11 protein-coding genes are annotated in these 13,026 nt (G+C 71.2%); 5 read left to right on the top strand and 6 right to left on the bottom strand.

The genetic code is table 11. The annotated features are described in order from the left end of the window. Window positions 1-265 precede the first annotated feature (265 nt). From ccmB to JGR68_RS08145, 3 genes are read right to left on the bottom strand one after another with little or no spacing between them, the layout of a single operon-like run. Window positions 266-937 (bottom strand): heme exporter protein CcmB, encoded by a 672-nt coding sequence (ccmB, locus tag JGR68_RS08155; protein ID WP_199361930.1) that lies wholly within the window; start codon window positions 935-937, stop codon window positions 266-268. Continuing rightward, window positions 934-1,578, bottom strand: coding sequence for a heme ABC exporter ATP-binding protein CcmA (gene ccmA, locus JGR68_RS08150; protein ID WP_199361931.1), 645 nt, complete (start codon window positions 1,576-1,578; stop codon window positions 934-936). Before ccmA ends, ccmB begins: the two co-directional genes overlap by 4 nt. A 36-nt stretch (window positions 1,579-1,614) precedes the next feature. Beyond that, window positions 1,615-2,100 carry a DUF3293 domain-containing protein gene (locus tag JGR68_RS08145; protein WP_199361932.1) on the bottom strand — a complete coding sequence of 162 codons (486 nt, stop codon included), beginning with the start codon at window positions 2,098-2,100 and terminating at the stop codon, window positions 1,615-1,617. A gap of 78 nt (window positions 2,101-2,178) precedes the next feature. On the opposite strand from JGR68_RS08145, the gene JGR68_RS08140 reads away from it, so the two are divergent. Both JGR68_RS08140 and JGR68_RS08135 read left to right on the top strand, forming a co-directional pair. Next, complete coding sequence (locus JGR68_RS08140; protein WP_199361933.1) at window positions 2,179-3,324, top strand: pyridoxal phosphate-dependent aminotransferase; 1,146 nt, start codon at window positions 2,179-2,181, stop codon at window positions 3,322-3,324. A 17-nt stretch (window positions 3,325-3,341) separates the two neighbouring features. Next, window positions 3,342-4,139, top strand: coding sequence for an amidohydrolase (locus tag JGR68_RS08135; protein WP_199361934.1), 798 nt, complete (start codon window positions 3,342-3,344; stop codon window positions 4,137-4,139). Between the two features lie 2 nt (window positions 4,140-4,141). On the opposite strand, the gene JGR68_RS08130 is transcribed toward JGR68_RS08135, so the two are convergent. Genes JGR68_RS08130 through JGR68_RS08120 form a run of 3 tightly spaced genes read right to left on the bottom strand, consistent with a single transcriptional unit; the run spans window position 4,142 to window position 7,401 of the window. After that, a complete protein-coding gene (locus JGR68_RS08130) occupies window positions 4,142-5,740 on the bottom strand; it encodes a pseudouridine synthase (RefSeq protein ID WP_199361935.1) in 1,599 nt (532 codons plus the stop codon). Beyond that, window positions 5,737-6,507, bottom strand: coding sequence for an SMC-Scp complex subunit ScpB (gene scpB / locus JGR68_RS08125; RefSeq protein ID WP_199361936.1), 771 nt, complete (start codon window positions 6,505-6,507; stop codon window positions 5,737-5,739). Before scpB ends, JGR68_RS08130 begins: the two co-directional genes overlap by 4 nt. A gap of 27 nt (window positions 6,508-6,534) precedes the next feature. Beyond that, window positions 6,535-7,401, bottom strand: coding sequence for a ScpA family protein (locus tag JGR68_RS08120; RefSeq protein WP_234446467.1), 867 nt, complete (start codon window positions 7,399-7,401; stop codon window positions 6,535-6,537). 414 nt (window positions 7,402-7,815) lie between these two features. Here JGR68_RS08120 and JGR68_RS08115 point away from each other — a divergent pair, with 414 nt between their 5' ends. The 3 genes from JGR68_RS08115 to JGR68_RS08105 all read left to right on the top strand — a co-directional run bounded on the left by JGR68_RS08115 (window position 7,816) and on the right by JGR68_RS08105 (window position 13,024). Continuing rightward, window positions 7,816-8,115 carry a YciI family protein gene (locus JGR68_RS08115; RefSeq protein WP_199361938.1) on the top strand — a complete coding sequence of 100 codons (300 nt, stop codon included), beginning with the start codon at window positions 7,816-7,818 and terminating at the stop codon, window positions 8,113-8,115. A gap of 213 nt (window positions 8,116-8,328) precedes the next feature. Then, window positions 8,329-11,298 carry a TonB-dependent receptor gene (locus tag JGR68_RS08110; RefSeq protein ID WP_199361939.1) on the top strand — a complete coding sequence of 990 codons (2,970 nt, stop codon included), beginning with the start codon at window positions 8,329-8,331 and terminating at the stop codon, window positions 11,296-11,298. Between the two features lie 19 nt (window positions 11,299-11,317). Continuing rightward, entirely contained in the window at window positions 11,318-13,024 is a 1,707-nt protein-coding gene (locus JGR68_RS08105; protein ID WP_199362250.1) for a glucoamylase family protein, read from the top strand. Window positions 13,025-13,026 lie beyond the last annotated feature (2 nt).

The following is a 13,026-nucleotide window of genomic DNA, read 5'->3' as shown; positions in this document are numbered from 1 at the left end:
CCCCGCGGGCCAAGGCGCGGAGCTGGAACACGGTGGCGCGGGTTGGCGGCGTTTCAGGCGCCATGGTGGTTTTTGGCCTCGGCTTCGGGGGGCGCGTGGCGCTGCGGGGTGGGTGGGGACCGGCGCCTCAGCCATCCATGGCTGAAGCGCCTACCGCGCACGTCCCTGTGCGCTGTCCCCACCCACCCCGCAGCGCCACGCTCCTCCACAAAGCCGGCCAACTTGGCTGGCGTGCCCACCAGAACCCTGCAGCCGAACATCGACCTCAGGACAGCGCGATCCGGATCGCGGCGGCCGCGGTGAGCGGGGCGAGGACCAGGGCCGCCACGAGGCCCGCGGCGAGGAGGAGCAGGCCGCCGGCCGGGTCGAAGCCCTGGGTGGCGGCGGTGACGCTGCCGGCGCCGAAGACCAGCACCGGGACGTAGAGCGGCAGGGCCAGCAGCGCCACCAGGATGCCCGAGCGGCGCATGCCGACGGTCAGCGCCGCCACCACCGCGCCCAGCAGCGCCAGCAGCGGCGTGCCGAGCATCAGTGACGCGAAGAGCACCGGCCAGTGCCCGCGCGGCAGCGCCATCAGTTCGGTCAGGAGCGGCATCGCCAGGACCAGCGGCAGCGCCGTGGTCGCCCAGTGCGTGGCGACGCGGACCAGGACCAGCCACGCCAGCGGCACCGGTGCCAGCAGCCATTGCTCCAGCGAACCGTCCTCGGCGTCGCCGCGGAACAGCGTGTCCAGCGCCAGCAGGCCCGAGAGCAGCACGGCCACCCAGAGCGCCCCGGGTGCGACCCGCGCCAGCATCACGCGATCGCTGCCCAGCGCCAGCGCGAACAGCACCAGCACCAGCAGGGCGAACAGCGCCGGCTGCAGGCTGTCGCCGCGCCTGCGCCACAGCATCTGCAGGTCGCGGACCGCGAGTGCCTTGGCGGCGGACCACATCATGATGGACGCTCCAGCACCAGCAGCCGGGTGCGCACCGGCGGCGCGGCGTACGCGCCGTGGGTGGTGACCATGGTGCCGCCGCCCTCGCGCAGGTGGGCCTGGATCATCCGGTTCACCAGCTCGATGCCATCGAGGTCGAGGTTGGCGTAGGGCTCGTCCATCAGCCACAGCGGCGCCGGCGACAGCCACAGCCGGGCCAGCGACAGCCGCTTGCGCTGTCCGGCCGACATCTGCCGCGCCAGCGCATCCTCGTAGCCGGCGAGCCCGACGGTGGCCATCGCGTCTTCCAGCGACATGCCAACTCGGCTGCCGTGCAGGCCGCAGAGGAATCGCAGGTTCTCCAGCGCGCTCAGGTCGGCCTTCTGCGCCGGCAGATGGCCGAGATAGCCGACCACGCGTGCGCGCAGTGCGTCGTCGACCGCACGGCCCTGCAGGCGGATGTCACCCGAATCGGCACGCAGCAGGCCGGCGAGCACCTTGAGCAGCGTGGTCTTGCCGGCACCGTTGTCGCCCTGGACCAGCAAGGCTTCGCCCGACGCGACCTCGAAGTCGACCGGACCGAACACGGGCGTGTCGTTGCGCGTGAAGCGCAGCGCCTGGGCGGAGAGCAGGGGAGGCGTGGGGCTGGCGGGCTCGGGCATCGTGCGACACGGGCCGCGACGGCGACCGGACGGCGGCTATTCTAGCCAGTCGACCTGGGCGTCGTCGGGGAAGCCCGCCGGCTTCGCGGCCTGCATGCGCAGGCGGACCGGCTGGCCACGTTCCCACCACAAGCCGCCGAGCTGGCCGAACTGGCGGCACAGCGCGTCGAGGAGCGCGCTGTCGACGTCGAAGACCACCCAGCCCGGCTCGCGCCAGCTGCGATTGCGCGCCGACGAGAACGACGGGACGCGCACGATGTCGCGCGCGGCCAGTTCGCTTTCCAGCGCGGCGTCCGCGCGCCGGTTGGCGGCGTCATCGCGCGGCTGCGAGACCGGATTCCACGCCGACAGCAGGCCGAAGCAGCGCACGTCGGGATGCAGCAGCTCGAGGCCCGGAACCGGCAGCCCGATGCGGATGTCGTGCCAGTCCCCGTCGCGCGCCCAGCGGTACACCGCGTCGAGATAGGCCGTGGCCAGGCGGTGGACGTCGGCCTCGATGGGGGCGGGGGGCAGGGAGGACATGGGGTGATTTAACGCGATGCCGGCACGCTGCGTAAACTCGCGGATGCTCCGGCACGCGGCCGGGATGGAGGAAGACGCATGCCGGGCACCAAGCTTCCGAAGGTGGGGACGACCATTTTCACGGTGATGTCGCAGCTCGCGGCCGCACACGGCGCGGTCAACCTCGGCCAGGGCTTCCCCGACTTCGACGTGCCGCCGCGGCTGGTGGACGCGCTCGAGCGCGCGATGCGCGCCGGCCACAACCAGTACGCGCCGATGACCGGCGTGGCGGCGCTGCGCGAAGCGATCGCCGACAAGACCGCCTCGCTGTACGGCCACCGCCCCGATCCCGAGGCCGAAGTCACCGTGACCAGCGGCGCCACCGAGGCCATCTTCAACGCGATCCACGCCGTGGTCCGCGCCGGCGACGAGGTCGTAGTCCTGGACCCGGCCTATGACTGCTACGAGCCCGCGATCGACCTGGCCGGGGCGCGTGCGGTGCACGTGCCGCTGGATCCGGCGACGTTCGCGCCGGACTGGGCGCGGGTGCGCGCGGCGATCGGTGCGAAGACCCGCATGCTGATCGTCAACACGCCGCACAACCCGTCGGGTGCGATGCTCTCGGCCGACGACATGGCCGAGCTCGCGTCGATCGTGCAGGACACCGGCGTCTGGCTGATCTCCGACGAGGTCTACGAACACATCGTGTTCGACGGCGCGCGCCACGAGTCGGCGCTGCGCCATCCGGCGCTGCGCGAGCGCGCCTTCGTGATCTCCAGCTTCGGCAAGACCTACCACTGCACGGGGTGGAAAGTGGGCTACTGCATCGCGCCGCCCGGGCTGTCGCTCGAGTTCCGCAAGGTGCACCAGTACAACGTGTTCTGCACGTTCGCGCCGGCCCAGCATGCCTTCGCCGAGATGCTGCGCGAGGAGCCTGGGCACTACCTGGGCCTGGGCGCGTTCTACCAGGCCAAGCGCGACGCGTTCCGCGAACGGCTCATGGGCACGCGCCTGCGCCCGCTGCCGGTGCCGGGCGGCTATTTCCAGCTGGTGGACTACTCCGCAGTGAGCGACCTACAGGACGCCGAATTCTGTCGCTGGCTGACCGTCGAGCACGGCGTGGCCTCGATCCCGCTGTCGCCGTTCTACGAGTCGCCGCCGCCCGGGCAGCGGCTGGCGCGGCTGTGCTTCGCCAAGGCGCAGCCGACCCTGGACGCCGCCATCGCGCGGTTGGCGAACCTCTGACCGATCAGGACGGGAACATGGACAACCTGCGCATCTCCCTGGTCCAGGGCGACACGCTCTGGCACGACCCCGCCGGCAACCGCGAGTACTACGGCGAGCTGATCGGCCCGCTGCGCGGCATCACCGACCTGGTGCTGCTGCCCGAGACCTTCACCAGCGGCTTCAGCAACGACGCCATCGACCAGGCCGAAGACATGGACGGGCCGACGGTGCGCTGGATGCGCGAGCAGGCCGCCGCGCTGGGCGCCGTGGTCAGCGGCAGCGTGCAGCTTCGCGATGGCGCAGGCGTCTACAACCGCATGCTCTGGGTGCGGCCCGACGGCAGCCTCGCGCACTACGACAAGCGCCACCTGTTCACCTATGCGCGCGAACACGAGCGCTATGCCGCGGGACGCGAACGGCTGGTGGTCGAGCTGCGCGGCTGGCGGATCAACCCGCTGGTCTGCTACGACCTGCGCTTCCCCGTGTTCGCGCGCAACACGCTCGACGCCGACGGCCGTCCGGCCTTCGACCTGCAGCTCTACGTGGCCAACTGGCCGGCGGCGCGCGCCCACGCCTGGAAGATCCTGCTGCGCGCGCGCGCGATCGAGAACCTCTGCTACGTCGCCGGATTGAACCGGGTCGGTCGGGATGGCAACGGCCTGGCCTACGCCGGCGACAGCGCGGTCATCGACTTCCTCGGCGCGCCACTGAGCGAATGCACCGACGAGGAAGTGGTGGTCACCACCACCCTGCTGGCCGACGAGCTCGCCGCCCACCGTGCGCGCTTCCCCGCCCTCGGCGACGGGGATGCGTTCACGCTCGACCGGGGCTGATCTCAGGCGCCGCGGCGTCCGCCGCCGCCACCGCCGCGCGGGCCGCCCGGGCCACGCGGACCGGCGCCCTGCGGACGACCGCCGGGACGGCCGCCCGGTGCACCGCCGGGACGGCCACCCGGCCCACCGGCGCCGGGGCGGCCACCGGGGCGTCCGCCGGGCTTGCCGGCGCCGCCAGGCCTGCCGCCGGGACCGCCGGGGCGCGGGCCACGCGGGCGCTCGTGCCCGCCGGGCGTGGCGTGATCGGAGGGAAACACCGGCGCGTTGCCGGGATGGCCATAGGGATGCGCCGCACGGGCGGGCCTGCCGGCGCCACCGGTGCGGGCACCCGCGCCACCACCACCCGGACCGCCGGGGCGGGGGCCGCCGGGCTTGCGTCCGGCCGGCTTGCGCGCGCCACCCGGACCGGCGTTGCGGTGGCCCGAGGGGCCGGTGTCGACGCCGTCGGGCACGTACCAGCTGCGGAACGCGGCCGGGTTGCCTTCGGGCAGGGCGCGGCGGTCCTGGCGCTGCTTCAGCGGCTTGTGCGACTGGCGCGCCGCGGCTTCACCGGTGACCGTCAGGCCACCCGAGGGCTTGCGCGGACCGCCGCGACGGCCGCGGTCCTCGCGCACGTTGTCGAAGCGGCGCAGCTCGCGGCCTTCGTCGGCGGTGGTGGTGTGGCCGCCGACATAGCCGTGGCTGCGGTGCTGGCCGCCCACCTGGACCGTGGACTTGGCTGCCCGGCGCTGGCCGATCACCGGCAGCAGGGTCAGCGCGGCCGGCGTGCCGTCCTCGAGGCCCAGCTGGGTGCGCAGCGCCTGCACCTTCTCGTCGGCCAGCTCCTGCGACTGGCCGCGCAGCAGCGGCTGCGGCAGTTCCACCTGGCCGTAGCGGATGCGCTTGAGGCGGCTGACCTGGCAGCCCTGCGATTCCCACAGCCGGCGCACCTCGCGGTTGCGGCCTTCCTTGACCGTGACCTGGAACCACTCGTGGGAGTCGGTGCCGCCGATGCGCTTGATCTCGTCGAACTTCGCCGGGCCGTCGTCCAGGGCCACGCCGCGCTGCAGCCGGTCGACGATGGCGTCGGGCACGGTCTCCATGCCTTCCGGCGCGCGCACGCGGCAGACGTACTCGCGCTCGACCTCGAACGACGGGTGCATCAGCGCATTGGCGAGTTCGCCGTCGGTGGTCAGCAGCAGCAGGCCGGTGGTGTTGATGTCCAGGCGCCCGATCGCGATCCAGCGCGCGCCCTTGAGCGCGGGCAGGGAATCGAAGATGGTCGGCCGGCCTTCGGGATCCTCGCGCGTGGTGACCTCGCCCTCGGGCTTGTTGTAGAGCAGCACGCGGGCGGGCTCGGTGAGCGCGCTGGCCACGAAGGTCCTGCCGTCGAGTTCGACGCGGTCGCCGCCGCGGATGCTCATGCCCACCTGGGCGGTTTCGCCGTTGACCTTGACCAGGCCGTCGGCGATGCGCTGTTCCAGCGCGCGGCGCGAGCCCAGGCCGGCCTGGGCCAGCACCTTGTGCAGCCGCTCCTCGAGCTTCGGGGCCTCGGTTTCGGTGGTCGCGGCCGGGCCGCGCTTCAGCGACAGCTTGCGCCCGCCGGTCTTGTCTTGCGTCATTCTTCTTCCACTCCAGTGCTGTCGCCGTCGTCGGCGAGGGCATCGTCTTCGTCGGTTGCCGCGGTGTGCGGCGGAACGTCCCCGGCGTCCGTGGCGTCCACGGTGTCGGATCCGGTGTCTGTGTCTTCTGTGTCTGTGTCGTTGTCGGCGTCGGCGCTGCCGGCATCGATGTCGCCCAGCGGCATCGCGTCGCCGGCGTCCTTCGCCTCGGGCTCGAACTGCAGCTGCGGCTCCAGCTCGCCGAAATCCTTGAGCTCCGACAGCGGCGGCAGTTCGTCCAGGCGCTTGAGCCCGAAATAGTCGAGGAAGCCCTTGGTGGTCCCCAGCAGCTCCGGTCGCCCGGGCATGTCGCGGTGGCCGACCACGCGGATCCACTCGCGCTCTTCCAGCGCCTTGATGATGTTGCTGTTGGTCGCCACGCCGCGCACCTGCTCGATTTCGCCGCGGGTGATCGGCTGGCGGTAGGCGATCAGCGCCAGGGTCTCGAGCGTGGCGCGGGTGTACTTCACCTGGCGCTCGGTCCACAGCCGCGCCACCCAGGCGTGGACCTCGGACTTCACCTGGTAGCGCCAGCCGGAGGCGACCTCCACAAGTTCCACGCCGCGGTCGGCGCATTCGGCCTGCAGCGCTTCGAGCGCCTGCCCGATGCCGCCTTCCGGCGCCGGTTCGTCCAGCGGGAACAGCCCGTTGAGCTGCACCACCGTCAGCGGCTGGCTGCTGGCCAGCAGGGCGGCTTCGACGATGCGTTTGATCAGTAGCGGATCCATGCGTGTCCTGTTGCGGGTGGCGACGCGTCAGCGCCCGGCGTCGTCGCCGGCGGCATCATCGATGTCGTCGTCGAATTCGCTGGCGAACTCGAGCGGGGCGTCGCCGGAGTGGTCCACCGCCAGCGACTTGACGTAGATCGGCGCCAGCGGCGCTTCCTGCACGATGTCCAGCAGGCGTTCCTTGGCCAGCTCGAGGATCGAGAGGAAGGTCACCACCACGCCCAGCTTGCCCTCGCGCGCTTCGAACAGCTGCTCGAAGCGGTGGAAGGCGCCGTCCTCCAGCCGCGCGAGCAGTTCGCCCATGCGCTGGCGCACGCTCAGCGCGTCGCGGCGGATCGCGTGGCCGGTGAACAGCTCGGCGCGCTTGAGCACGTCGTGCAGGGCCATCAGCATCTCGCGCAGGTCGACCGGCGGCGGCTCGCGGTGGATCGTGCGTTCCGGCACGAAGGCGCTGGCGACGCTGGTGTCGCGGTCCAGCCGGGGGAGGGTGTCGATGTCCTCGGCGGCCTGCTTGAAGCGCTCGTACTCCTGCAGCCTGCGCACCAGGTCGGCGCGCGGATCGTCCTCGAGGCCTTCGTCGGCCGGCGGACGCGGCAGCAGCATGCGCGACTTGATCTCGGCCAGGATCGCGGCCATCACCAGGTATTCCGCCGCCAGCTCGAAGCGCAGCTCCTGCATCACGTCGATGTAGGAGACGTACTGGCGGGTGATCTCGGCCACCGGGATGTCGAGGATGTCGAGGTTCTGGCGCCGGATCAGGTACAGCAGCAGGTCGAGCGGCCCTTCGAACGCTTCGAGGATCACCTCCAGCGCGTCCGGCGGGATGTAGAGGTCCTGCGGCAGCTGCAGCAGCGGCTGCCCGTGCACCGTGGCCAGCGCGATTTCCTGCTGCATCGGCGCCCGCCCGGGCACGTGGGCGTCCGGCGCGGCTGCGGCAGCGGTGTCAGAACCGGCTTGGGTCATCGGTGTGGCGGCCCCCTCCGGGCCACTCGAACTTGGAAGAACGCATGCGCCAGGCCCCGGACGGGACGCGGTGGCGCCTGTGCGGCCGGCGGCCGCGGGGCACTGCAGCCAGACCACTCCGGCCGGGCGCGACGGCTTCAGCCGTGGCGGCGCGGTGGCAGTGAGGTCGTGGGTGGGCCGGCTGGGGCAGGACGGGCGGACCGCGCCGCCGCTGCGTTCCGGCACTCGGAACCGGGGTTCAGGGTACTGGCAGCGAATGCGGCTTGTCCAGCCCGTACAGATGCGGGGCTTCATCGCGGGTTGCGGCTAGCATGGCGGCCGTTGCCGGCAGATGGAGCAGGACCGATGTGGTACGCGATCGAAGGGCGCGACGGCGCCGGGGTGCTGGACAGGCGCGCGGCGTCGCGCGGCGCGCACCTCGCGCGCCTGCAGCTGCTGCGCGACGAGGGCCGGCTGCTGGTGGCGGGCCCATGCCCGGCCGTCGATGCCGATGACCCCGGGCCGGCTGGATTTTCGGGCAGCATCGTCATCGCCCGCTTCGACTCGCTGGAGGATGCGCGCGCCTGGGCCGATGCCGACCCGTATGTCGCCGCGGGCGTCTATGCCAGCGTCGAGGTCCGTCCGTTCCGCAAGGTGCTGCCCTGAGCAAGGCGGACGGGCGCGTGCACCCGGCGCTCACCAGCATGGGGGTAGATATCGCCGGGCTCGGGGCACGTGCGTTGCGGCTGCGGCTGCAGTCGAGGGAGGGGGCCGGCACAGGGGACGGCAGCCGCTCCATCGTCCAGCAGTGCGTGTCCGCGGAACCCGGCCTGCGCGCCGGCGCCCGCCCCGTGCCCTGACTGGCCCCTGGAGATCGACATGAGCACGCACCCCCAGCGACACCTTCCCGTCCAGCGCTCGCTGCTGGCCGCTGCCTTGGCCACCGGCCTGCTGCTGGGCGCGACGCCTGCGCTCGCCCAGTCGACCGCCGCCACCATCCGCGGCCAGGTCATGCTGGATTCGGCTCCGGCCACCGACGCCGAAGTGACCGCGACCAACCTGGCCACCGGGCTGCGCCGCAGCGTGCGCGCGAGCAACGGCGCCTACAGCCTGGGCGGGCTGCCACCGGGCAGCTATCGCATCGACGTCAGCGCCGGCGGCCGGACCGACAGCCGCGAGATCACCGTGCGCGTGGGCCAGACCGCCACCCTCGACCTGGGCGTGGGCGGGGTCGAGGAAACCGCCACCGCCGGCGACGCGGAGACCCTCGACGCGGTGACCGTGACCGCCCAGGTGCTGGTGGAGACGCGGACCTCCGAGGTGGCGACCTACATCACGCCCCGGCAGATCCAGGCGCTGCCGCAGGGCACGCGCAACTTCCTCGCCTTTGCCGACACCGTGCCCGGCGTGCAGTTCTCGCAGGGCAGCGACGGCTCGACCCGGCTGCGCTCGGGCGCGCAGGACTCCAGCGCGATCAACGTCTTCATCGACGGCGTGGGGCAGAAGAACTACGTGCTGCCCGGCGGCGTCAGCGGCCAGGACTCGACCCGCGGCAATCCGTTCCCGCAGGCCGCGATCGGCGAGTACAAGGTGATCACCTCCAACTACAAGGCCGAATACGACCAGCTCGGCAGCGCGGCGATCACCGCGGTCACGCGCTCGGGCAGCAACGAATTCGGCGGCAGCTTCTTCTGGGACCGCACCTCCACCGACTGGCGCAAGGCGACCGAGAGCGAGGCCGCGGAGGGCCGCAAGGCGGAATTCCGCGAGGAGCAGTACGGCGCGTCCTTCGAAGGCCCGATCATCCGCGACCGGCTGCAGTTCTTCATCGCCTACGAGGCCAAGGAGTACATCTCGCCGCGCGCGGTGACGCCGGGGCAGGGCTTCGCCAGCACGCCGGAACTGCTGCCGCCGGCGCTGCAGCCGCTCATCGGCAGCTTCAGCGCGCCGTTCAAGCAGGACATGTACTTCGGCAAGCTCAGCTGGCTGCCCGGCGACGCGCACCTGGTGGAGCTGACGGCCAAGGTCCGCGAGGAAAGCGAGCTCGGCAACTTCGACGGCACGCGCGCCCGCATGTACGGCAGCGAGAAGGACAACGACGACCGTCGCATCGACCTGCGCTACCAGTACAGCGGCGAGCGCTTCCTCAACGACTTCCACGTCGGCTACGAGGATGCGAGCTGGCGCCCGCGCGCGTTCACGCTGGAACCCGGCTACGTGCTGACCACAGACAACTCGAACGACGTGATCCTGCAGGCCGGTGGCGGGCCGGATTTCCAGGACAAGGGGCAGAAGGGCTGGTCGGTGCAGAACGACCTGACCCTCAACAGCTTCGAGTGGAGCGGCAGCCACACCATCAAGATGGGCGTGAAGTTCAAGGACATCGACATCACGTCGCTGGAGCAGAACCCCTACAACGCCCAGTATTACTACGACATCGGCCAGGACACCTCGATCCCGTACCAGGTCCGCTTCGGTGCGCCGCTGGGCGAGGCGACGGGCGGACTGACCACGTCCGGGAAGCAGTACGGCATCTATGTGCAGGACGACTGGGAGGTCAACGAGCACCTGACGCTAAACCTGGGCCTGCGCTGGGACTACGAGACCAATCCCGCCTATACCGATTACGTGACCCCGGCCGACTACGTGGCCGCCCTGCGTGGCTGGGACAACATCAACGCACCGGGCTCGGGCATCCGCATCGACGACTACATCAGCACCGGGTCGGAGCGCGACGATTTCAAGGACGCGTGGCAGCCGCGGCTTGGCTTCTCCTACGACCTGCTCGGCGACCAGCGGCACGTGATTTTCGGCGGCGCGGGCCGGTCCTACGACCGCAACCTCTTCAGCCAGCTGGCGCTGGAGACCACCAAGTACAGCTTCCCGCCCTACACCTACCAGTTCGATACCGCGGGGCATGACTGCAACGCGTCCAGCCCGACCTGCCTGGCCTGGGACGAGACCTGGTTCGATCCTGCGGCCCTGCAGGCCCTGGTGGCCGCCAATCCGAACCTGGGCTCCGAGCGCTACCTGCTCGACAACGACCTGAAGACCCCTTACTCCGACCAGTTCAGCCTGGGCATGCGCAACCTGTACGGCGCGTGGGTCACCGAGGTGACGCTGTCGCACGTCACCAGCCATGACGGCCTGGTGTTCCACCTCGGCAACCGCAGGCCGGACGGCGAGTTCTTCGCGCCGGGGACGACCTGGGGTCCGCCGTGGGACGACGCCGCGTTCGGCGTGCCGGGCTACGGGCGCCTGATCATCGGCACCAACGGGCTCGAAACCCGCGCCAACAGCCTGGCGCTAAAGGTCGACAAGCCCTATACGCCCGCCTCGCGCTGGGGCATGACGCTGGCCTATACCTTCACCGACGCCGAGCAGAACGCGAACACCACGTCCGGCGGCGCGTTCGACTATCCCGACCTGGCCGGCTTCGGTTGGCTGGCCTCGACCGGCGTGCCGAAGCATCGCCTGGTCGCGACCGGCATCTACGAGGCGCCGTTCGGTCTCACGCTGTCGGGCAAGCTGAGCCTCGCCAGCCCCAGCCCACGCCAGGGCACCAACTGCCTGGCCGGCTGGGACGACTGCATCATCGACTACTACACCCCGGACGGCACGCTGGGCTTCAAGCAGTTCGACCTGGCCGCCCAGCGCACCTGGCAGGCCGGGGAGCGGCTCAGCTTCTATGTCCGCGGCGACGTGCTGAACGTGTTCGACTGGGTGAACTACGATGGTCGCGATGACTGGTTCGGCGCGCCCGGCGAGCCGAATCCCAATCTCGGCCGCCCGACCAGCCAGCTGCTGCCGACGCGGACCTTCAAGCTCTCGATGGGGTTCAACTGGTGACCAGGTTGCGGCAGGAATGATGCGGACGCGGACACGTCCAACCCCGTTCGTCCTGCCGCTGCTCGCCTGCGTGCTGATGCTCGCCGCCTGCGGGCGTGGAGACCAGGCGCAGGAGGTCGAGCCGCCGCGGCCGGGGCCGATCGAGGAGGTGGTGGTGACGGCGCCGCCGCCGGACGCGGCGCCGCCGGGGCCGATGACGCTGCCGCCGCTGTTCCGCGATATCGAGAAGCGCACCTTCCAGTTCTTCTGGGACACCACCGACGAGCGCAACGGCATGACGCCCGACCGCTTCCCGTCACGCCCGTTCGCGAGCGTGGCGGCGATCGGCTTCGCGCTGACGGCCTATCCGATCGGGATCGAGAACGGCTGGATCAGCCGTCGGCAGGCGGTCGACCGCACGCTGCTGACCCTGGAATTCCTGCTCGAGTCGCCGCAGGGGCCGGCGGCCACCGGCACCATCGGCCACCGCGGCTTTTTCTACCACTTCCTCGACATGCGCACCGGCCACCGCTACGAGCCCTGGGTGGAGCTTTCGAGCGTCGACACCGGGCTGATGATGCTGGGCGTGCTGTTCGCGCAGGCCTACTACGACAGCGACGAGCCGCGCGAACAGCGCATCCGCGAGCTGGCCGATGCGCTCTACCGGCGCATCGAGTGGCCCTGGCTGCAGGTCCGGCCGCCACTGGTGTCGATGGGCTGGTACCCGGAAAGCGGCTTCATCGAGCACGACTGGACCGGCTACGACGAGGCGATGCTGGTCTACATCCTCGCGCTCGGATCGCCGACGCACCCGGTCGAGCCGGAGGCCTGGACCACGTGGACGAAGACCTATGACGACAGCTGGGGCATCTACCAGGGCCAGGAATACCTGAGCTTCGCGCCGCACTTCGGCCACCAGTACAGCCACGCCTGGATCGATTTCCGCGGCATCCGCGACGCCTACATGCGCGACCGGGGGATCGACTACTTCGAGAACTCGCGTCGCGCCACCTACGCCCAGCGCTCGTACGCGATCGAGAACCCGATGGGCTGGAAGGGCTACGGGCCGGACATCTGGGGCCTGACCGCCAGCGACGGGCCGCAGCGCACCGACCAGGACTACAACGGGCAGATGCGCGAGTTCCGCCATTACAGCGCCCGCGGCGCGGGGATCGCGGTGGCCTTCGACGACGGCACGATCGCCCCGACCGCGGCGATCGCGTCGCTGCCGTACGCGCCCGAGCTGGTGGTGCCGGCGACCGAAGCGCTGGTCGAGCACCATGGCGAGTACCTGTACTCGAGCTACGGCTTCCTCGATTCCTTCAATCCGAGCTTCGAGTACGACATTCCGCTCAAGACCGGGCGCATCGTGCCCGGCAAGGGCTGGGTCGCCAGCGACTACATCGGCATCGACCAGGGGCCGATCCTGATCGGCATCGCCAACTACCGCAGCGGCTTCGTCTGGGAGGTCATGAAGCGCAGCCCGTACATCCGCAGGGGGCTGGAGCGCGCGGGCTTCACCGGCGGCTGGCTGGCCGAGCTGCAGGCGGGTGACGCGGCCGGGGAGCAGGGCACCGGCGAGGGCGGGGACGATCCGCCCGGTGAGGGCCAGGGCCCGGCTCCCGATGCCGCTGGGGGCGACGGCGCGGACGCACGCGCGCCGGCCGGTGTCACCCGCGAGCCACGGGCGGTGGCCCGACGCCCCGACGGCGCGGCGTCGGCCCGCCTGCCGCGACGCGCGGCCTGACC

Source organism: Luteimonas sp. MC1750 (genome assembly GCF_016615955.1).
In the GTDB taxonomy this organism is placed as follows: Bacteria; Pseudomonadota; Gammaproteobacteria; order Xanthomonadales; family Xanthomonadaceae; genus Luteimonas.
This window is presented reverse-complemented; position numbering and strand designations above follow the sequence as displayed.

Coding starts and splice junctions, on each gene's coding strand:
- JGR68_RS08145 (WP_199361932.1), bottom strand. CDS start 2,100: ATGTCCTCCCTGCCCCCCGCCCCCATCGAGGCCGACGTCCACCGCCTG.
- JGR68_RS08130 (WP_199361935.1), bottom strand. CDS start 5,740: ATGACGCAAGACAAGACCGGCGGGCGCAAGCTGTCGCTGAAGCGCGGC.
- ccmB (WP_199361930.1), bottom strand. CDS start 937: ATGATGTGGTCCGCCGCCAAGGCACTCGCGGTCCGCGACCTGCAGATG.
- JGR68_RS08115 (WP_199361938.1), top strand. CDS start 7,816: ATGTGGTACGCGATCGAAGGGCGCGACGGCGCCGGGGTGCTGGACAGG.
- JGR68_RS08135 (WP_199361934.1), top strand. CDS start 3,342: ATGGACAACCTGCGCATCTCCCTGGTCCAGGGCGACACGCTCTGGCAC.
- JGR68_RS08120 (WP_234446467.1), bottom strand. CDS start 7,401: ATGCAGCAGGAAATCGCGCTGGCCACGGTGCACGGGCAGCCGCTGCTG.
- ccmA (WP_199361931.1), bottom strand. CDS start 1,578: ATGCCCGAGCCCGCCAGCCCCACGCCTCCCCTGCTCTCCGCCCAGGCG.
- JGR68_RS08110 (WP_199361939.1), top strand. CDS start 8,329: ATGAGCACGCACCCCCAGCGACACCTTCCCGTCCAGCGCTCGCTGCTG.
- JGR68_RS08140 (WP_199361933.1), top strand. CDS start 2,179: ATGCCGGGCACCAAGCTTCCGAAGGTGGGGACGACCATTTTCACGGTG.
- scpB (WP_199361936.1), bottom strand. CDS start 6,507: ATGGATCCGCTACTGATCAAACGCATCGTCGAAGCCGCCCTGCTGGCC.
- JGR68_RS08105 (WP_199362250.1), top strand. CDS start 11,318: ATGCGGACGCGGACACGTCCAACCCCGTTCGTCCTGCCGCTGCTCGCC.